General features: G+C 65.6%; 20 protein-coding genes. 6 read left to right on the top strand and 14 right to left on the bottom strand.

Annotation, left to right across the window (positions count from 1 at the left end):
• Positions 1–60: 60 nt before the first annotated feature.
• From AC1DVA_RS01860 to fliL, 4 genes are read right to left on the bottom strand one after another with little or no spacing between them, the layout of a single operon-like run.
• The gene (locus AC1DVA_RS01860) at positions 61–894 is read right to left on the bottom strand and encodes a MotE family protein (RefSeq protein WP_476804791.1); all 834 of its coding nucleotides are present in this window, start codon (positions 892–894) and stop codon (positions 61–63) included.
• A complete protein-coding gene (locus tag AC1DVA_RS01855; RefSeq protein ID WP_476804790.1) occupies positions 891–1,355 on the bottom strand; it encodes a DUF6468 domain-containing protein in 465 nt (154 codons plus the stop codon). Before AC1DVA_RS01855 ends, AC1DVA_RS01860 begins: the two co-directional genes overlap by 4 nt.
• 11 nt (positions 1,356–1,366) lie before the next feature.
• Entirely contained in the window at positions 1,367–2,494 is a 1,128-nt protein-coding gene (gene fliM / locus AC1DVA_RS01850) for a flagellar motor switch protein FliM (RefSeq protein WP_442864997.1), read from the bottom strand.
• A 42-nt stretch (positions 2,495–2,536) separates the two neighbouring features.
• Entirely contained in the window at positions 2,537–3,073 is a 537-nt protein-coding gene (gene fliL, locus AC1DVA_RS01845) for a flagellar basal body-associated protein FliL (RefSeq protein WP_320109559.1), read from the bottom strand.
• 240 nt (positions 3,074–3,313) lie between these two features.
• Here fliL and flgF point away from each other — a divergent pair, with 240 nt between their 5' ends.
• From flgF to flgH, 4 genes are read left to right on the top strand one after another with little or no spacing between them, the layout of a single operon-like run.
• Complete coding sequence (flgF, locus tag AC1DVA_RS01840) at positions 3,314–4,057, top strand: flagellar basal-body rod protein FlgF (RefSeq protein WP_265053977.1); 744 nt, start codon at positions 3,314–3,316, stop codon at positions 4,055–4,057.
• 21 nt (positions 4,058–4,078) lie between these two features.
• Positions 4,079–4,870, top strand: coding sequence for a flagellar basal-body rod protein FlgG (gene flgG / locus AC1DVA_RS01835; protein ID WP_476804789.1), 792 nt, complete (start codon positions 4,079–4,081; stop codon positions 4,868–4,870).
• 16 nt (positions 4,871–4,886) lie between these two features.
• Positions 4,887–5,954, top strand: a complete 1,068-nt coding sequence (flgA, locus tag AC1DVA_RS01830; RefSeq protein WP_476804788.1) for a flagellar basal body P-ring formation chaperone FlgA — start codon at positions 4,887–4,889, stop codon at positions 5,952–5,954.
• Between the two features lie 17 nt (positions 5,955–5,971).
• The gene (gene flgH / locus AC1DVA_RS01825) at positions 5,972–6,724 is read left to right on the top strand and encodes a flagellar basal body L-ring protein FlgH (RefSeq protein WP_265053974.1); all 753 of its coding nucleotides are present in this window, start codon (positions 5,972–5,974) and stop codon (positions 6,722–6,724) included.
• A 201-nt stretch (positions 6,725–6,925) separates the two neighbouring features.
• Here flgH and AC1DVA_RS01820 read toward each other — a convergent pair whose 3' ends face one another.
• The 8 genes from AC1DVA_RS01820 to AC1DVA_RS01785 form a co-directional block, all read right to left on the bottom strand.
• Entirely contained in the window at positions 6,926–8,707 is a 1,782-nt protein-coding gene (locus AC1DVA_RS01820) for a hypothetical protein (protein ID WP_476804787.1), read from the bottom strand.
• Positions 8,708–9,186: 479 nt separating this feature from the next.
• Positions 9,187–9,609, bottom strand: a complete 423-nt coding sequence (gene dksA / locus AC1DVA_RS01815; protein ID WP_476804786.1) for an RNA polymerase-binding protein DksA — start codon at positions 9,607–9,609, stop codon at positions 9,187–9,189.
• A gap of 183 nt (positions 9,610–9,792) precedes the next feature.
• Complete coding sequence (locus tag AC1DVA_RS01810; protein ID WP_476804785.1) at positions 9,793–10,824, bottom strand: hypothetical protein; 1,032 nt, start codon at positions 10,822–10,824, stop codon at positions 9,793–9,795.
• Positions 10,799–12,172 carry an MBOAT family O-acyltransferase gene (locus tag AC1DVA_RS01805; RefSeq protein WP_476804784.1) on the bottom strand — a complete coding sequence of 458 codons (1,374 nt, stop codon included), beginning with the start codon at positions 12,170–12,172 and terminating at the stop codon, positions 10,799–10,801. Before AC1DVA_RS01805 ends, AC1DVA_RS01810 begins: the two co-directional genes overlap by 26 nt.
• Before the next feature lie 186 nt (positions 12,173–12,358).
• Positions 12,359–13,888, bottom strand: coding sequence for an acyl-CoA carboxylase subunit beta (locus AC1DVA_RS01800; protein WP_476804783.1), 1,530 nt, complete (start codon positions 13,886–13,888; stop codon positions 12,359–12,361).
• A gap of 96 nt (positions 13,889–13,984) precedes the next feature.
• The gene (locus tag AC1DVA_RS01795; protein WP_476804782.1) at positions 13,985–14,371 is read right to left on the bottom strand and encodes a DUF1801 domain-containing protein; all 387 of its coding nucleotides are present in this window, start codon (positions 14,369–14,371) and stop codon (positions 13,985–13,987) included.
• 66 nt (positions 14,372–14,437) lie between these two features.
• Positions 14,438–15,226 carry an ATP12 family chaperone protein gene (locus tag AC1DVA_RS01790; protein ID WP_476804781.1) on the bottom strand — a complete coding sequence of 263 codons (789 nt, stop codon included), beginning with the start codon at positions 15,224–15,226 and terminating at the stop codon, positions 14,438–14,440.
• Between the two features lie 297 nt (positions 15,227–15,523).
• The gene (locus AC1DVA_RS01785) at positions 15,524–16,522 is read right to left on the bottom strand and encodes a P1 family peptidase (protein WP_476804780.1); all 999 of its coding nucleotides are present in this window, start codon (positions 16,520–16,522) and stop codon (positions 15,524–15,526) included.
• A 173-nt stretch (positions 16,523–16,695) separates the two neighbouring features.
• Here AC1DVA_RS01785 and AC1DVA_RS01780 point away from each other — a divergent pair, with 173 nt between their 5' ends.
• On the top strand, positions 16,696–17,322 hold the full coding sequence (locus tag AC1DVA_RS01780; RefSeq protein ID WP_476804779.1) for a hypothetical protein: 627 nt from the start codon (positions 16,696–16,698) through the stop codon (positions 17,320–17,322).
• Between the two features lie 340 nt (positions 17,323–17,662).
• Here AC1DVA_RS01780 and AC1DVA_RS01775 read toward each other — a convergent pair whose 3' ends face one another.
• Positions 17,663–17,905, bottom strand: coding sequence for a hypothetical protein (locus AC1DVA_RS01775; protein WP_265053963.1), 243 nt, complete (start codon positions 17,903–17,905; stop codon positions 17,663–17,665).
• Positions 17,906–18,106: 201 nt separating this feature from the next.
• On the opposite strand from AC1DVA_RS01775, the gene AC1DVA_RS01770 reads away from it, so the two are divergent.
• Positions 18,107–18,259, top strand: a complete 153-nt coding sequence (locus tag AC1DVA_RS01770) for a hypothetical protein (RefSeq protein ID WP_265053962.1) — start codon at positions 18,107–18,109, stop codon at positions 18,257–18,259.
• 474 nt (positions 18,260–18,733) lie between these two features.
• Here the strand turns inward: AC1DVA_RS01770 and rpsD are convergent, their stop codons facing one another.
• Complete coding sequence (gene rpsD / locus AC1DVA_RS01765; protein ID WP_265053961.1) at positions 18,734–19,351, bottom strand: 30S ribosomal protein S4; 618 nt, start codon at positions 19,349–19,351, stop codon at positions 18,734–18,736.
• Between the last annotated feature and the right edge of the window lie 20 nt (positions 19,352–19,371).

Below are 19,371 nucleotides of genomic sequence, written 5' to 3'. Positions count from 1 at the left end.
AGCGCGTCAACCATAATGCGGTCTTAACGCGGCGGGTGCCGGCGAGCCGAATTCGAGGGGTCAGCGCTGTGGGGCAGGCGCGATCGCGGGCAGTTCGTTGCCGGGCAGGGCGGCTTCGTTCGCCACGCGCTCGAAGCTCGGCATGCGGCCGCTGGTCGCCAGCGCGATGGTGAGTTTCTCGGCGCGTTCCGGAGACATCGCAGCGAGCACTTCGGACATCTTGCGCGGGTTCATCTGCTGGACGACCGGGACGAGGACTTCGAGACCCAGCCTGTCGAAGACGCGTGCGGCATCCTTCGGCTTCATCGCCTCGTACATGATGACGAGGTTCTTGATCGCCTTCGTTTCCTCGACGGCGGCCTTCGCCCCAGGGGTGACCTTTTCCTCGAGGGTCTTGAGATCGCCGACGCGGCCGTCGAGCTTCTTCTCGGCCGAATCCAGCAGGCGCTCGCGCATCTCCAGTTCGCGCATCCGGCTGTCGAGCTCCTCGCGGCGCTCGCCGAGCCGTTCGAGGATGGCCTTCTCCGACGGAGACATAGGTTTGGCCGTGCCGTTCATGATGCCGGCCTTGTTGTTGGGGTTGGCGGCGCGGGCGGCCTCGGCTTTCGCTTCGGCGTCCTTCTTCTCCTGCTCCTTCTTGGGGTCGGGAGCCGGAACGGAACCTGTGGTCTCGGGATCGAAGAAGTCCGGCGCATGGGCGCGCGCGATGATCTTCGCCAGGCCCCAGACCTCCTTCTCCGCCTTGGGCTTGCCGCCGGCGGCATTGGCGAAGACCGGTGGATCGGGCGGAATCTTGCCGGGTGCGGGCTCCGCCGTCCAGGCAAGCAGCTTCAGCGCCAGGAGTCCCATGGCGCCGAGGATCACTGCCGGCAGGAGGCGGGGTCTTTCGATCACGCAGCCTGTTCCTCGAGGCGGCGGGCGGCGCGGGCGCGGATGGCCGCGGCGGACTGGGCCGCGCTTTCAAGGCGGGAGACGGGCGCGGGCACCGGCTCGGCAGCCGGTGCGGCGTCCGGGCCGGACTTGGCGTCGACGAGGCTGGCGGCGCTGACGATCTGGCCGATGCGCTCCATCACGGCCTGACCGGCCTCGACCTGGGCGGCGAGATCGGCGGCGTAGCGCTCGGCCGTGCGCAGGCGCTCTTCCAGCGTGCGATCACAGTCGCCCAGCGTGTGCTTGAGACCGGCGATGGCGCGCTCGGCGTTGTCGGTGGCGGTGATGAGGGCACCAACCGTCTGGCGCATCCCGGCCTCGTCGGCCTTGAGGCGCTCGATACGCCTGGTCAGGATGAAGCAGGTGATGATGGTGGCGACCAGGAGGCTGGCGACAAGCACGTCGGCGATGAGATTGATCGTCATGGCATCCTTGCTCAGGTCGTGGCGCCGAGATGGCTGGCGAGGCTGTCGAAGGCGGCGAGCGTCGTCTTCGAACGCCGGAGCGGACTGGTCACCTGGACGGCGATCTTGTCGTCGACACGTCCGATCCGTCCTTCGGTGACGATGAAGTCGCCGCAGCGCAGAGAAACGGTCGAGTCCGGGCGGCTGTCGAACATCAGCGTGTCGCCGATCTCGAGCTTCATCACGCGCTTCAGCGGCATCTGCGTCTCGTGCAGCACGCAGGTGACGTCGACATCGGCCTGCCAGACTTCGGTCGCGAGATGGTTCTCCCAGATGGGGTCGCGGCCCAGCTTCTCGCCCATGAAGCTTTCGAGCAGCAATTCACGGATCGGCTCGATGGTCGCGTAGGGCAGGAGGATGTGCAGCGCGCCGCCGCGGCCCTCCATGTCGAACTTCAGCTCGACCCGGATGGCGGCGTTGGCGGGGCGGGAGATCGAGACGAAGCGCGGGTTGGATTCGACGCGGTCGACGGTGAAGCTCACGGGCGAAAGCGGCTTGAAGGCAGCTTCCGCGTCGCTCAGCACCAGCCCGATGACGCGGCGGATCAGGCGGATCTCGATCGAGGTGAACGGCCTGCCGTCGATGCGCGGCGCCGGCTGGCCGCGCTTGCCGCCGAACATTGCGTCCATAACCGAATAGGTCAGGGCCGATTCGATGGTGATCAGGCCGAAATTGTCCCACTCCTCGGCCTTGAATACCGAGAGCAGCGCCGGCTGCGAGATGGAGTTGATGTAGTCGCCGAAGCGCACCGAGCGGATGCTCTCCAGCGTGACCTCGACATTGTCCGTGAAGAAGTTGCGCAGGCTGGTCGAGAGCAGGCGCACGAGACGCTCGAAGATGATCTCGAGCATCGGCAGGCGCTCATAGGCGACCGAGCCGGAATCGACGATCGCCTGGATGCCGTTGCGGCCATCCTTGTCGTCGCCGCTGGAGAAACCGAGCATCGTGTCGATTTCTTCTTGCGACATCAGGCGGTCGGTACCGCCTTCCTGCTCGCCATCCTCCTCGACGATATCAGGCATCGTGGTCCAGCCGGCCGCCATGCCTTCCGGCGTCAGCGGCTCGTCGGCCAGTGCGGGGTTGTCGCGCTCGGTGCTCATCGTTCCGCCGTCATCTCGTTCCGGAGCTCAGGGTATCCCGGCTCACTGCACCAGCAGTTCCTTGAACAGCACGGCGTCGACCTTGGCCGGGTAGACCGTCAGGTTGACGCGGCGCAGCAGCTCCTCCTTCAACCGGTACATGCCGGCCGAGCCTTCGAGATCGGAGGGGCGCAGTTCGCGCATGAAGACCTGGAAGGCGTCCTCGACACGCGGCAGCAGCGGCTTGACCTCTTCCGAGACCTTCACATCGCCGATCTCGAGCACGACCTTGATCTTCATCACCGGCTGGCGGTCCTGCTGGCCGCCATTGGACATGCCGATCATCATGTCCTTCATCTCGAGGAAGGTGGCGGGCTTCTTCGGCTTGGCGGCTTCGGCGGCGGCAAGCTGTTCGGCAGAGGGCTTCTTCAGGAAGAACCAGCCGCCTGCGCCGGCCGCGGCCAGCAGCACGACGCCGCCGATGATGAAGAGCTTCTTCTTGCTCTTCGGCGCCGCTTCGCCTGAGGCGCCTTCTTCCGTCTTGGCTTTCTTCGCCATCTCTTCCGCATCCCGGCCGTCGGGCGGCGTTCTGCCGTCCATGGCTCACCTTCGCCAATCACGGTTAACGCGTCGTTAAGGGCGGCAGAATTTGCCGGGTCGTTCTTGCCGATTTTGCAGGTCGTGCCGGGCTTCCGAGAGCTCCTTCCAGAAGGATAATCATTTTGATTTCAATATCTTGTTGAAATTAACCATGCTGGCACGGCGATTGCGGGAAGTCTGCCGTGGCGACTGCGCTGGGGAGCGTCGAGGTTGCCGCGGGACATGATCGGGAGTTGAGCCGTGGAGAACGCGCTTCTCATCGGCCTGTCGCGCCAGGTGGCTCTGGCGCGCGAGCTGGACGTCATCGCCAACAACATGGCGAATGTCGGCACCAATGGATTCAAGGCACGCAACGCGCGCTTCAACGAATTCATCATGCCGGGCGCAAAGGCGGATGCGTTCAAGCCGACCGATCGGCCGCTATCCTATGTCATCGACAACGGCACGCCGCTCGACCTGTCGCAGGGCGCGGTCGAACTCACGGGCAACCCGCTCGACGTCGCGCTGAAGGGCGACAACTACCTCGTCGTGCAGACGCCGAACGGCGAGCGCTATACAAGGGCGGGATCGCTGAGCATCGACCGGCAAGGCCGGCTCGTCACCCAGACCGGGCTGCCGGTGATGGGCGAATCCGGCCCGATCGCCTTCGGCTCCAGCGAATTTGCGATGCGCATCGCCGCCGACGGCACGGTGAGCAGCGACCAGGGCACGCGCGGCAAGCTTCGTCAGGTCCGCTTCGCCAATCCGGCCGCGCTGGTCAGCGAGGGCACCAACCTGTTCTCCTCGACGGTCGCCGCCCAGGCCGCCGGCCCCGAGGCGAGGCTCGAGCCCGGCGCGATCGAGCGCTCGAACGTCAAGGCCGTGGTCGAGTTGACCCGCCTGATGGAGGTGCAGCGCAACTACCAGAGCGTCGCCAACATGATCAGCAAATCCGATGAGCTGCGCAGCCGGGCGATCACGCGCCTGGCGGACCAGCAGGCCTGATAGCGGAAAGGAGCCAGCACCATGCGCGCCATGCAGACAGCCGCTACCGGCATGATGGCCCAGGAGATGAACGTTCAGGTCATCTCCAACAACATCGCCAACGTCCGGACCACCGGCTACAAACGCCAGCAGGTCCATTTCCAGGATCTGCTCTACGAAAACTTCCGGCGCGCCGGCTCGGCCACTTCGGATCAGAATACCCAGGCTCCGGCCGGCACCTTCATCGGCTCCGGCGTCAAGACGGTCTCGACCGGCCGCGTGATGACGCAGGGCAATATCAGCCCGACCGAGAAGCCCTACGACCTTGCCATCCGCGGCGAGGGCTTCTTCCGCGTCCGCATGCCGGACGGCCGCACCACCTATAGCCGCGACGGCTCCTTCGACCTCGACTCACAGGGGCAGCTCGTGACCCGCGACGGCTATCAGGTCGAGCCCGGCATCACCGTGCCCAACAACGCCACCAGCGTCAGCATCAACGCGCAGGGCATCGTCGAAGCCATGATGCCGGGGCAGACTGCACCGCAGCAGCTCGGCCAGATCCAGCTCGTGCGCTTCGTCAACAAGGTCGGCCTCGAGTCGATCGGCGACAACCTCTACATCGAGACCGCAGCGTCGGGGCAGCCGATCGATGGCTTCGGCGGCGGCGAGGGCTTCGGCACGCTGCAGCAGAACTACCTCGAAGAGGGCAACGTCCAGGCCGTGACGGAGCTCTCCTCCCTCATCGCGGCGCAGCGCGCCTATGAGATGAACTCCAAAGTCATCACCGCCGCCGACCAGATGATGTCGGCGACGACTCAGATGTTCCGCGGCTGACGGAGGGCTTCGCATCATGATCCGCCTCTCCCTCGCCGCCCTGTTGCTGTCGAGCGCCGCCGCGCTGGCCGCGCCTCAGCAGAGCCAGCATCATCCGCAACCCGCGCCAGTGGCGGTCGCATCCGCTGCCGCCTCCACCCCTGTGGCTCCCGCCGCCACGCTGCCGCGCAAGCTGCAGTTGCGTCCCGAGATCAATCTGGCGCGCGACCTCGTCACCTTCGGCGATCTCATTCCGGGCCTCGCCAGCGAAGCCGCCGCGACCGCCGCCTTCCGGGCACCGGGCCTGGGCGAGACCGGCACTATCCAGGTGGCGCGCATCGTCGAGGCCGCCCGAGCCGCCGGCATCGTCCGCGAGGTCTCGGAGCTGGAGAGCCAAGGCTTCGCACAGGTCGTCGTGACCCGCACCGCGCGCCGCATCACCGCCTCGGACCTCGAGGCGGCAGTAAAGGTCGGGCTGCAGGAGCGCTTCGGCGTCGATGCCCGTGTCTTCGCATTGTCGATCGATGGCGGGGCTCCGTCCATCGCGGTCGAGCCCGAGCTCACGGGCGACGTCAGCGTCCTCGACCTCTCCTTCGATGCCCGCTCGCGCCGTCTTCAGGCCCGGCTTGCGGTGCCCGGCAGCATGGCGATGCGGCTGAAGCCGCTGCGCATCTCCGGCCAGCTCGTCGAGACCGTCGAGGTCGTCGTGCCGAAGCGGCTGATCACTCGCGGCGAGACGCTCGGCAAGGACGATGTCGTGGTCGAGCGCCGCCCGCGCGACGGGCAGGGCGGCGAGATCATCGGCGACGCCCGCGCCGCCATCGACAAGGTCGCGCGCCGGGCTCTGCTCGCCGGCGTGCCGCTGCGCAGCGGCGACGTCCAGCGCGAGGAGATCGTCACCAAGGGCGACCTCGTCACCATCGTCTACGAGGCACCGGGGCTGCTGATCACGCTCCGTGGCCGGGCCAGCGAGGCCGGCGCGATGGGCGACGTCGTCTCCGTCACCAATCCTCAATCCAAGCGCGTGCTGCAAGGCAAGGTCAGCGGCCCCGGGCGGGTTTCCGTCCAGCCCTCCGCCGCCGGCCGCATCGCAAGCGCCCAGTGACAGCCATGGAAACCGCCATGTACGCGCATCGTCTCGCCAAGCTCTCCGCATTGCTGATGCTCACCGCCTCGCTCGGCGCCTGCGGCATCGGCGACCGCCTCGCCAATGTCGGCCAGGCGCCGACGCTGTCGCCGGTCGATGATCCGACCGCCGCCAAGGGCTACAAGCCGGTGCAGATGCCGATGCCGGCGATGGAGCACGCTTCCTATGCGCCGAACTCGCTTTGGCGCACCGGATCGCGCGCCTTCTTCAAGGATCAGCGCGCCCGCAATGTCGGCGATCTCGTCACCGTCAAGGTCAAGGTGACCGACAAGGCCCAGCTCAACAACACGACGAAGCGCAGCCGCAAGAACGGCGAGGATTTCGGCGCCGACAACACCTTCGGCTTCGAGAACAAGCTCGACAAGTTCCTGCCGGACGGGGCCAAGTCGTCCTCGCTGCTGAAGCTGGATTCGGAAGGGTCGAGCGAGGGCGCCGGCTCGGTGAACCGTTCCGAGACCCTGGCGACCAATGTCGCGGCGGTCGTCACGCAGAACCTGCCCAACGGCAACCTCGTGATCGAGGGCAAGCAGGAGATCCGCGTCAACTTCGAGATCCGCGAGCTGATCGTCGCGGGCGTGATCCGGCCCGAGGACATCGAATCGGACAACACGATCGAGTCGACCAAGATCGCCCAGGCACGCATCGCATATGGCGGCCGCGGCCAGATCACCGATGTCCAGCAGCCGCGCTACGGCCAGCAGGTCATGGATATCCTGCTGCCCTTCTAACCCCTTTTCCGGAACCCGGACGGCGCGGAACGCTCCCCCTTGTCTCCGCGCCGGTTCGGCCGGCGGTCTCTCCCGAGCCGCCGACAGCCCCGGCCGCCCGCCACGCTCCCCAAGCCGACAAGCAGGCGGCCCGAAGCCCCGCGTTCTCCCGACGCGGGGCTTTTCCATCGAACGATAAAGATGCTCTCGCCGCACCGCTCCTCATTGTTGAGGGCCGGCGCCCGCATTGTCTGATCGCGCCTTGAGCGCACGCAGTTTCAGGACAAGCTCATGGGCTTCTTCGATGTCGATGTCGGCCTTCCGAGCAACATCGCGCAACTGTGTGGAAAGCGCCTGTTCGCCGAGAAGCTCCGCCAGCGCGATCCGCAGGACGACGAACCGAGCTCGCTCTCGCCAGTCCAGGCTTTCATCCGCAAGGGCCAAGCCGCGATCGACCGTGCCCGCAGCGCCGGCAAAATCTAACGCGTCCATCTGCGCGTCTGCGAGAGCCTCGATGACGCGAAGACTGTCCGGATCGATCCGACCGCCATGTTCGATGACCTTCCCCGCCCATCTCGGCTTGTTCGCCGCCCGGAGAAGCTCGGCCAAGCCTATGAGCAGATCGATATCGGTCCGGTCAGCGCGCAGGCCCTCGGCGAGAGCCCTCAGCGCTTCCCTGCGCCGGCCAAGCTGAAACAACGCCCAACCCTTGGCCGCGTAACGTGTCGATGTCGGCCCATGAGCTGCGATTGCCTCTTCCGCGTCCTCGAGTTGCCCGCGGTAGATGTCCTCGATCTCACGCGCGTCGCGGGTCGCTTTCTCGCCTGCCACGCGGTACCCGCGGTCGAGCAGCCCGTGATCGGGGTCGTCGACCGGCGGTATGTCGTTTGGAAAATGGCGACGGATCAGCATTCGAATGGCGAGGTTCCAAAGCTCGCCATAGAGGGGATCTTCCGATGGCTCGGGCCAAAGACCCCGCCGGAAAACGGGCGCAGCACGTCTCGGCCCATGCTGGAAGAAGAAGGCCTGGCAGTCTGCACGTGAACGAAGGTTTTCGACTCCTACGATGGTCTGCTTGATCGCCGAGGACGGAATAATGAGCGGCAAAGCGTTGATGGGTCCCTGCTCATCTGATCCCCCGTCAAACCGGAGAGACACGCCGCCATAGGCGCGCGCCATTTCCTGGCGTGTGTTGATGAGGCTGTAGTCCTTCGGGACCAGGGAATTCCAGAAGATCGCGGGACGTATGAATCCGCCTCGCTGGGCGGCGAAGCGGGTTCGTCCCCAATCCAGTGCGTCTATCGTGCGGGCGAGTTGGCTTGTCGCGGCTTGGCCCGGCCGTGCAAGGTCGGCCTGTCGCGCGTCGATCGCTTCTTCGAGGTCCTGCCAACTCGTCGCGAACGATATCGCGGATACGACTTTCTCCTCCCCCTCTTGGAAGCCGAACCATCGATCACGATCGAAAATGCGGTCCATTTCGGTTTTCTTGACGAAGAAGTCGAAGAAGCCTGCGTCGGACTTTCCGCGCTCGAAAAGGTCATCGAGATTCGAGAGCGTGAATGGAAACCGCAACCGCCGCCCCGCGCTGGAGTCGAAACGGTAGATCACACCGATACCATCTTCCACGTGAGTGTAGCTCGGGTACCGACGTGTCGCGAAGAAGCTCGCGATATCGATGCTTTCAGTAACGTCGAGAGACTCGGAGGTGAGGCCATATTGCTGGGCGATGATATTGCCGAGGCCAATGCCGGCTATGCCGATAACGCGATTCAGCATCTCGAGCCGGGCTGCGGCCTGTGGAGCAAAATTGCCGAGCCGGCCCGCATCGATCTTGGCGATGGGCGAAGCGTCCGAGAGATCGGCCACCAGAGGCCGAAAAATGGACGGCACCATGACGGGGTAGTCCTTCGTCTGCCCTCTATACAGATGTTCGGGCCGGTGCTGACCCGCCAGCCATTTCGTGAGGACGCCGATGTTCTCTGCCGGTGCGTCGAGGTCGAACATGCCGTTGGCCCCTGCAATCCGGCAGTCTGGACTGACTTCCGATGTGCAACCCAGAGTTTTATGGACGGGTCGTCGGTTTCTCAAGAGCGGCGGATTCGGAGCCTGGAAAGCGGAGCCGCAACTGGAGAAGAAAGCGGATTGACGCCAAGGGAGGCAAAGCCGGAAGAGGAAAATCTAGTAGGAGCCGCCGCGCTTCCCTAAGAGAATACCGCTGAAAGCAGCGCCACTGCCGCGCAAGGCGGCGCTGTCTTACGCGCCGCATCCTAGCTCGAACGAGGTCGCGCTCGCATTCGAGCATTTCATGGCATGTCTTCGTCAGGCGATGGACGCGTGGTCTGGGGATAGCCGGCCGTCGTGCCCGAACGAGAACGGCTGTTCTCGGGAAAAGACGGGGGGTGAGGCGAAGCTCATGCCTCTCCTACAAAAAACCCCACGACTTAAGGCGTGGGGCTTTCCGGATAGCGGCCGGCCGGTGCGCTTCAATCGTCGCGGAAGACGCGCTCGTTGCGCTCGTGGCGCTCCTGCGCTTCCAGCGAGAGCGTGGCGATCGGACGGGCTTCCAGGCGCTTCAGCGAGATCGGCTCGCCGGTCTCCTCGCAATAGCCGTAGGAATTGTCATCGATCCGGGCGATGGCGGATTCGATCTTGGCAATGAGCTTGCGCTGGCGGTCGCGGGCGCGCAGCTCAATGGCGCGGTCGGTCTCGGACGAAGCCCTGTCGGCGATGTCGGGGTGATTCTCACTCTCGCTCTGGAGCGTGACGAGGGTCTCCTTCGCTTCCTTCAGGATCTCATCCTTCCAGGCGAGGAGCTTGCCGCGGAAATACTCGCGTTGACGATCGTTCATGAACGGCTCGTCATCGCTCGGTTTATAATCCGCATCGAGGATGATCTGCTTCGACATGGGCGCGCTCTCTGAGTTGTCCGCTCACGCGCCCCTCGGCTTTGCCGCGGGAGGGTGAGCCGATTTCGCGTCCTTATAGCGATCCGTTTCAAGCGGAACAATCGCTTCCGACATGACTTCAACCGCTTCGTGATTTCCGCCGGCAAAAGGGCGGTTCCAGTCCGATTTCAGGCCGGATACGCCTCAATTCAGCGCCTGGATGGCGCGGGCGATTTCCGCCTCGACCAGCCGGGCGATCGGCTGGCGGTAATGCGTGTGATCGAAGAAGAGATTCGGGTCGTGCAATTCAGGCCTGTCGGCGCGCCAGTCGACGAGCGCCGTGCGCGGGCGTCGCGCCGCCAGATCGGCGAAAGCTGTGCGGCAGGCGGCATCGGCCGCTGCATCGCGCGAGCTTGGCTGAGGCAGCGCCGTGGCATAGGCGGGTGGTCGCACCAGAATCAGCGCGGTCTCGGCAGGTGCCGTGCTCATGAGCTTTTCCAGCGCGGCTGCGGCCGGAAAGGGGCCGTCGGTGTTGTTGCCGCCGGTTTCCTGGCGCTTTTCGAGCCGGACGCGAATCTCCGGGTTGGTGTCGTAGCCCAGCGCGCGGTAGTTCGCCTCGTAATCCCAGTATCCGTCGGGCGGGGCGCGTTCGGCCTTGCGCGAGGTCAGATAGGTGATCCGGCGCGAGAGCTCCTCGAGCAGATCGAAGCGCATCAAGCCGCCGAGATAGTCCGGCAGGCCGCGGCTCAGCAGCCAGAACGGGAAGGGCTTTTCATTGGGCAGGGCGGGGTTCGCGGTGCACCAGTAATTGTCGATGCCGATCACGAGCGCCTTTGCCGCGGGGGCACGATGGTGACGCAGGAACCAGTCGACCGTCGCCAGAACCTCCTTCGGCGTCGTGGCGGGCGCAATCAGCGAGACGAAGGGTATGCCGGTTCGCATACGCAACTCATCCGGCGAGACGATCTGGATGTGCGAGTTGCCGAAGATCGCGCCGGTGAATTGCGGATCGCGGCCGCGGCTGGCTAGAGCCGTGCGTGGACCTTGCGGGCGCACGCCTTCCTTCAGCTTGAGCGGCGAGCGGCCGGAATCATAGGGGTCGAGCAGGAAGGCGACTGCCAGGAACGCGACCGAAAACAGCGCTGCCGCCACGAGCAGCGTCGCAATGAAGCTCGTCCACCTCGCCGCCTGAGCGGGCGCGACGGCCGGCTCAGAACTGGAAGTAGATGAACTCATAATTGGCGTCTTCGCCGATCTTCAGCAGGATGATGACGAACAGGAGCCCCGCCAGAACGGCGAGCCAGCGCGCCGGCGGCAGCTTGTGGACGAGGTTCCAGGCGGTGGGGCCGATGATGGCGAAGGCAGCGGCCGGAATGAGGGCGCGCCATTTGAAGCCGGTCCCTGTCGGGGCGAGGCCGATCAGGCCCTTGTAGATCGTAAGCGCAGCGTCGAAATTCGCAGCGCGAAACAGCACCCAGCAGAACATCACGAAGACGAAGGTCAGAAGCCAGCCGAGCAGGGCGGGCATCGGCAGCCCGGCCCGGCGCCAGAACAGGGCGACGATCAGCGCGAGCCCATGCGCCACGCCCCAGGCCACGAATGTCAGGCCCGCGCCATGCCAGAGGCCACCGAGGGCCATGGTGGCGAAGAGCGCCCAGATCTGCGTCGGAAGGCCGCTGCGCGAGCCGCCGAGCGGGATGTAGAGATAGTCGCGCAGGAAGCGCGACAGCGTCATGTGCCAGCGCCGCCAGAAATCCTGGATGCTGGGCGAGCGATAGGGCGCCTCGAAGTTCTGCGGCAGAACGATGCCGAAGAGCAAAGCGAGACCGAGCGCCATGTCGGTGTAGCCGGAGAAGTCGAAATAAATCTGGAAGGTGAAGGCGAGCGTTCCCTGCCAGGCCTCGGCCATGCTGACGACCTTGCCCGCTGCCGCAGCGGCGAAGACCGGGTTGGCGTATTCGGCCAGCGGGTCGCCGATCAGCACCTTCTTGGCCAAGCCGAAGGTCAGCAGCATCAGGCCGCGTGCGATTCGCTCGGCAGCGTCGGGGCGCTGATAAGGCCGCTCGTCGAGCTGGTGCATGATCTCGCGCCAGCGGACGAGCGGGCCGGCGAGCACCTGCGGGAAGAAGGCGATGTAGAGGGCATAGCGGACGATATCGTAGCGCGGCGCCTGCCCACGCCTGAGATCCGTCAGGTACATGATGTGGTGGAAGGTGAAGAAGGAGATCCCGAGCGGCAGCGCGATATCGAATTTCGGCGCCGGCAATCCCGGAATCATTCCAGCGAGATCGGCGAAGAAGTTGAAGTACTTGAACACTGCGAGGACGGCGAGGTTCAGCACGATCGCCAGTGTGATCAGCCCGCTCGACTTGGTCTTCTGAAAGGCCTCAGCGATCAGCCAGTTCAGCCCGATGGAGAGAGCGAGCAACGGCAGGAAGCGCCAGTCCCAATAGCCGTAGAAGGCGAAGGACAGCACGACGAGAACCGGCAGCCGCCAGCGCGGCGCGAAGCGCTCGGCCAGCCAGTGCAGCGCGAGCGCCAGCGGCAAAAAGGCAAGCAGGAAAGCGAAGGAGTTGAACAGCATCCGGGCAGGGCAGATCAGAGGATGGCTGCCGCCTTAGACCATTATCCGGTGCGAGTCATGCCCGAGGGCAATGCGCCCGGGCGTCATTCTCGGGCGGAGCGAAGCGCAGACCCGAGAATCTCATGCCGAAAGAGGCTCTGGCATGAGATGCTCTGGTCAGGCTCGAGCATGACGCGCCCTGTGATTTTACAGCGGAATGTTGTCGTGCTTGCGCCAGGGCCGCTCGACGTTCTTGGTCCTGAGCATGGCGAGCGCGCGGGCAACGCGGCGTCGCGTCGAGTGCGGCATGATGACCTCGTCGACATAGCCGCGCTCGGYCGCGACGAAGGGGGACATGAAGCGGTCCTCATATTCCTTGGTCTGGCGCGCGATGGTCTCGGCGTCGCCGCCGCGGAAGATGATCTCGACTGCGCCCTTGGCACCCATTACCGCGATCTGCGCGGTCGGCCAGGCATAGTTGACGTCCGCCCCGATATGCTTGGAGGCCATCACGTCATAGGCGCCGCCGAAGGCCTTGCGGGTGATGATCGTGACCAGCGGCACCGTGCATTCCGAGTAGGCGTAGAGCAGCTTAGCGCCATGCTTGATCAGCCCGCCATATTCCTGCGCCGTGCCCGGCAGGAAGCCGGGAACGTCGACGAAGGTGACGATCGGGATTTCGAAGGCGTCACAATAGCGCACGAAGCGGGCGGCCTTGCGCGAGGCGTCGGAGTCGAGCACGCCCGCCAGTACCATCGGCTGGTTGGCGACGATGCCGACGGTGCGGCCCTCGATGCGGGCGAAGCCGGTGACGATGTTCTTAGCGTAGGCTTCCTGGATCTCGAAGAAGTCGCCCTCGTCGACGGTCTTCTGGATGAGCTCCTTGATATCGTAGGGCTTGTTCGGGTTGTCCGGGACGAGCGTATCGAGGCTCATATCGACGCGATCGGGCACGTCGAATGACGGCCATTCCGGCACCCCGACGGTGTTGTTGGCCGGCAGGAAGTCGATCAGGCGGCGCACCTGCAAGAGCGCCTCGACATCGTTCTCGAAGGAGCCGTCGGCGACCGAGGACTTGCTGGTATGGACCTTGGCGCCGCCAAGCTCTTCGGAGGTGACGGTCTCGTTGGTGACGGTCTTCACCACCTCCGGGCCGGTCACGAACATATAGCTGGTGTCGCGGACCATGAAGATGAAGTCGGTCATCGCCGGCGAATAGACGTCGCCGCCGGCGCAGGGGCCCATGATGACGGAGATCTGCGGGATGACGCCCGAGGCCTGGACGTTGCGCTTGAAGACCTCGCCATAGCCGCCGAGTGCCGCGACGCCTTCCTGGATGCGGGCGCCGCCGGCATCGAACAGGCCGACGATCGGGGCGCGCATCTTCAACGCCATGTCCTGGATCTTGGTGATCTTCTGGGCATGCGTCTCGGAGAGCGAGCCGCCGAAGACGGTGAAGTCCTTGGAGAAGACGAAGACGGTGCGGCCATTGACCGTGCCCCAGCCGGTGACGACACCATCGCCGGGTATCTTTTCGCCCTTCTCCATGCCGAAGTCGACGCAGCGATGCTGCACGAACATGTCGAACTCCTCGAAGGAGTCCTTGTCGAGCAGAAGCTCGATGCGTTCGCGAGCCGTCAGCTTGCCGCGCTTGTGCTGCGCGTCGATCCGCCGTTCGCCGCCTCCCGATCGCGCGCCGGCGCGACGGTCTTCGAGCTGTTCGAGGATGTCCTTCATGGCGGCAAGCTCCGGGCGGAAATCGCGTCTCGAAGCCGGCTTAAGCGGCGCGACCGCCAGAGTCCATTACGACATTTGCTCAAGCGCGGAGCGGCATCATGCCGATCGCTCCGCCGGGTTACCCAGTTCGGTGTTCAGCCGGACGGCTTCCGTCACCAGAGCGGCTACGGTGGCTGGCGCGATCGAATCGCCTTCGTGCAGCTCCCAGGTCGCCATCTCGTATTTGCCGCCGGGTTTCAGCTGTGGCGCGATCTGTTGCAGGCGTTTGCCGCGCCAGAAGCCGAAGAGCACGCGCTTCGCCTCGGCGCGGATCAGCAGGACGGGGCCGTTGGCGAAATAGACCAGATGGGTCCATTTGATGCGCTCTTCGAGTGGGGCGGCGGCCAGTACGCCTTGCCGCAGATGCTCGACGAGGGCGCACTGCCAGCCCGCCAGCGCGGCGACATATCCGTCGGGTGAGGTCGCGGCCGGACCCATTGCCATGTGGCCACCTCTCAATTTTCCATCAGGGCGATCGAACGATGATCCGACCCCTGCCTGTTCGAAAGCTCAACCCTTCGTCAGCAACAGCACTGCGGCATCGAATTCGCGTCGGCGGATCGCGCGGCGCTCGGCCGCTTCCTCGTCCTGGCCCCAGACCGAGATCTGATAATCCTCGTCGAGATGCGCCGCCTGCCAGGCAGCCTCGGCATCGATCAGCCCGTTCGCAAGAGCGAGCAGAACGATGGTCGAGCCGGTCAGGGTCATGACGTTGTGGGCGCCAGCCAGAGCGACGGGCGCTGGAATCTTCTCGACCTGCCGGGCAACGCCAGCGAGCGTCTCGGCCGGTTGCTCGGCGAAGACGACGCCTTCGGCAAGGATGAAGCGCCCGCCAATCAGCGCCTCGACGCCCTTCACGATGGGCTGCCAGACTTCATCCTGCCGCGTCACGAGCGCCTCTGGCTCACCGGCGCGATAGCAGAGCGCATCGGATGCGGAATAGCGCACGATCTCGGCCCGAACGGCTTCCTGCTGATCCTCGACACCGTCCAGCGCCGAGTTGACGAGGCGCGTCAGAGGCATCCGGGCCGGGTCGATCCGCTCGATCTGCTGCTCCCACTCGGCTGCGAGGGCCTCGGCGACAGCGCGGGAGCCGACAGCCAGCGGCTTGCGGGCCGGCGTGCGGGCGGTTCTGCAGTCGAGCGCGACATGGAACAGGCCGTCGCGCTCGAGCACGCCGGCTTCCTTGTAGAAGCGCGCGGGCAGGGGGTTGCGCATGGCCTGCTGGGCGGCCGCCACGGGATCCGGCTGGCTGGCGCCGGGCGAGCCGAAGCGGGCGAGGAAATCGTCTGTGGACATGGCCTCGCCATAGCGCATTCACGCCGGGCTTGAAACCGGGCGCTTTAGGCGGAGCGGACGCGTCCGAGGAACTGCGCGACCTCGGCGTCGAGATGCGACGACTGCAGGGAGAGCTGGTCGGCGGAGTCGGCGATGTGGCTGGCGGCTTCGTCGGTCTCGGCGGCGACACGGCTGACGATGTAGATGTTGCCGGCAGCGGCGATCGTCTCCTCGGCCGCCTGGTTGCGGGAGGAGGCTTGCGATTTCGTAAACTCGACAAGCTCCGTGAGCCGGATTGCTCGCGATGGTTGTGGCTTGTCAGCTGCGGAACCGATCCTGCCATGCCGGCTTGGCGCCGGGGAAGGGCAGGGCCGTCGCCGCATGCACGCCGCGAGCGATCGCGCGCGCCAGGACATCGGCTGCGGTGGTGCAGAGTTCGGTCAGGGCAAAGGCGTCGGATGGCGCGCCGCTGTAGCCGGTCGCCGCTGCGAAGACGATGTCGCCGTCGAGCGGGGCGTGGGCCGGACGCAAGGCGCGGGCGAGGCCGTCATGAGCCGCGAGGGCGAGGCGGCGCGCCTGTGCCTTGGTCAACACGGCGTCGGTCGCCACCAGCGCGATCGTCGTATTCTGCCCGGTGCCGCCCTTGAAGCGCAGGGCCGTGTCGGCCGGAGTGATCGTCGCCGGCCAGCCAAGCCCGCCGAATTCACCGCCGCGTTCGTAGGGAGCCGCCCAGAAATGCGGGCCGTCGCCGATCGTGGCGGTGCCGACGGCGTTGACGGCGACGAGGGCGCCGACGATCTGCCCGGTCGCGGCGCGGGCGCTGGCCGAGCCGATGCCGCCCTTCAGATTGGCGGTCGCGGCGCCAAAGCCGGCGCCTGTCGTGCCCAGTGCGAAGGTGGTGGAGGCTTCCGCCGCTGCGCGCGCGCCCAGCGCACGATAGGGCGTTTCGCCTTCGCCGCGCGCCCAGCGCTTCTCGCCGCCATTGATGAGGTCGAACAGGATGGCTTGCGGCACGATCGGGATGCGCAGGGCGCCGACCGGAAAGCCCCGCCCTTCGCGCGCCAGCCAGCTCATGACGCCGTCGGCCGCGCCCAGCCCCCACGCCGATCCGCCGGAGAGCACGATCGCGTCGACATGCTCGACCGTCATTTCGGGAAGGAGGAGCGCCGTGTCGCGGGTGCCCGGTGCGCCGCCGAGCACGGCGGCGGAAGCGATCGTCGGGCGTTCGAATATGGCTGCGGTCACGCCGGTCGCTGCCGTTGCGTCATCTGCATGGCCGACGAGGACGCCGCGGACATCGGTGATGAGGTTATGCATGGGACGTCCGATGGCGAACCGAATCGCGCGGCGCGCGTTGGCCTCACATTACGATCTTTTCATCTTCGGGCCATTGCCGGGTCAGACAGCGGGGGGCAGGCTGACTCCATCGCCAATCGGCCTCGAGACCCGCTGAGCGACATACCGACTGGACTGCCTCAAGGGAGATTCCCATGAAACCCATCGCTCTCATCGCCGCGTCGTCGATCGCGATGCTGGCCGGCACCTTCGCCCTGGCACAGCCGCAACCGGTCCCGCCCGCAGGCGGCGACCAGAAACAGGAGCGCTCGGAGACCCGCGAGCAGCGCCGGACCGAATGGCGTGAGCGCCGCGCCGAGCGCGCCAAGGCGCGTCTCGACGAGCGGCTGGCGAGGGTGCGCACGGACCTCAAGCTCAAGCCCGAGCAGACGGCAGCTTTCGACAAGGTCGAGGCGCTCGTCAAACAGCGCAGCGAGCAGCGTGTCCAGCAATGGACGGCGATGCGGGAGGAGCGCGAGAAGCTGCGCCATGCCGATCTGATGGAGCGGCTCGACGCAGCCGCCAGCCGGCAGAGCGAGCGCGCGGTCCGATCGAAGGAGCTGGCCGATGCGGTTCGCCCGCTCTGGACCACGCTCAGCGACGAGCAAAAGACGGTGCTCCGCCGCTCCGTGCGCGAAGCCATGGCGGAAGGACAAGAGCGCTTCCGCGAGATGCGCGCCTGGCGCGGCGGCGGGCAGCATGACGAGGATGATCGCGGGCCGCGCCGCTGGCGCGACCGGGACGACCGTCGCGACCGGGGCGGCTCCGACGACGACGAGTAAACCCCGCCGGTATTCGGCGATCGATCCCGAACCCTGACGACATCACGCCCCCGGCTCGCCCCGGGGGCGCATCTCATGCGATCGCCGCTGCCTGCCATGAAGCTGCAGCCGTATGTTTATCCAGGCCGTCCAGCTTACGCCGTTCCTGACGAGAGCGAGATTATCGCCCAGCTCATGAGCAAGGCGGCCTATCGCAAGGAACCCGACCAGGTCGTCGACAGGCTGGCGCGACTGCCGCTGGTGAGCCACGCCACCTGGGAGAGCAGCGTCAGCGCTGACCTGACGCGCCACTGCTGTCCGGGCGAGATGCGATGCCGCTATTCGCGGCCTTTCAGGCGGCTCAGCCGCCGACCGTGTCGGTCACGCATTTCTTGGTGAAGCTCGCCTTGGCCGCGCCGGCCAGCTTCCTGTCGGCCGCCTGCTTGTCGCAGGATGCGGTCGCGTCCTTCTGGCATTTGGTCAGGAAGCTGGTCTTGGCCGCGCCGGCGAGCTTCTTGTCGGAAGCCTGGAGGTTGCAGCTCTGTGCCTGAGCAGCGCCCGCGGTGCAGCCCAGGACGAACGCGATGAGCAAGGCTCTCTTCATGCGAATCTCCTCTCGATGGGAGGACGACGCTACGGCATCCCACGCCGAAGGCAAACGTGGATCATGAAGCTGCCTTGCTTTTGCCGGACTTGCTAACGCACGGATCTGAATGGGGTTTCCGAAATTCACCATATCCATTCAGGTTGGATTCACAGGTCGCCATTTACGCTTTGTCAGCAAATGCGATGCGAGAGGTTAGCCATGAAGCAGACGTGGTTAGCATGGGCGATGCGAGCCTTCATCGGGTCCGTCTTTGTCGTGTGCCTCTTCGGGCCCTACGCGCTGTCGATCCTGATCGGTTGCGTCGGCGTGGGCTGCTATTTCTTCCGCGACGAGGTCGGCTCGCATCTCTAGGCGATGCGGTCTCATCGCGATCATCTGATCCGGCGCAGACGACAGGCCTTCACCCTTCCGCCCCTGTCATCCGAGCGCCAGATGCAGCCGGCGCCGCTTGGTGCCCGATCTTAGAGATGAATGACGGCCCGGCGCCTGAGCGTGACTGTCCGGTTCGCGACTTCATGGCCGCCGATACGGACATTGCCGCGGAACCGCATCTCGGCCTGAGCAACCGGTAGCGTCGCTAGGGAAGCGAGCAGCGCGCCGACAAGGCCGGGCAGATATCCACGAGCTCCGATCTCAGCATTTGGAGCGAGATTTACGCTCGTGGTCTTCACCGGCATCGGTAGGCGAGGAGGGCCGCGCCTGTTGCTCGATACAGGCGGCTGTCCCGCGTCGAACACAGCAGGATCAGGCGCAACAAAAAAGGGATGGCAGAAACCTGCCATCCCCCAAAATTTGCCAATGTGCGACCGGTAGGCCGCAGCCGGATCAGCGCGAGTAGAACTCGATGACCAGGTTCGGTTCCATCTGCACCGCGTAGGGCACGTCCGACAGGGTCGGGGTGCGGGTGAAGGTGGCCGAGGACTTGGTGTGGTCGGCGTCGATGTAGTCAGGCACGTCGCGCTCAGCGAGGCCGGCGGACTCGATCACGATGGCGAGCTGCTTCGAGCTGTCCTTGACCGCGATCACGTCGCCCGGCTTCACCTGATAGGAAGCGATGTTGACGCGCTTGCCGTTCACGGTGATGTGGCCGTGGTTGACGAACTGGCGGGCGGCGAAGACGGTCGGCACGAACTTGGCGCGGTAGATCACCGCGTCGAGACGACGCTCCAGCAGGCCGACGAGGTTCTCGCCCGAGTCGCCCTTCAGGCGGATCGCCTCGGCGTAGTAGCGGCGGAACTGCTTCTCGGAGATCGAGCCGTAATAGCCCTTCAGCTTCTGCTTGGCGCGCAGCTGGGTGCCGAAGTCCGACGGCTTGCCCTTGCGGCGCTGGCCATGCTGGCCGGGGCCGTATTCACGACGATTGACCGGGGACTTCGGACGGCCCCAGATGTTCTGACCGAGGCGGCGGTCAATCTTGTACTTCGCCTCATGGCGCTTCGACATATCGCGTGTCCTCTATGGTT

Source organism: Allobosea sp. P4_C6 (assembly GCF_056402015.1).
The sequence above is the reverse complement of the archived record's forward strand: the minus strand, read 5'-3'. Positions and strand labels throughout refer to the sequence as shown.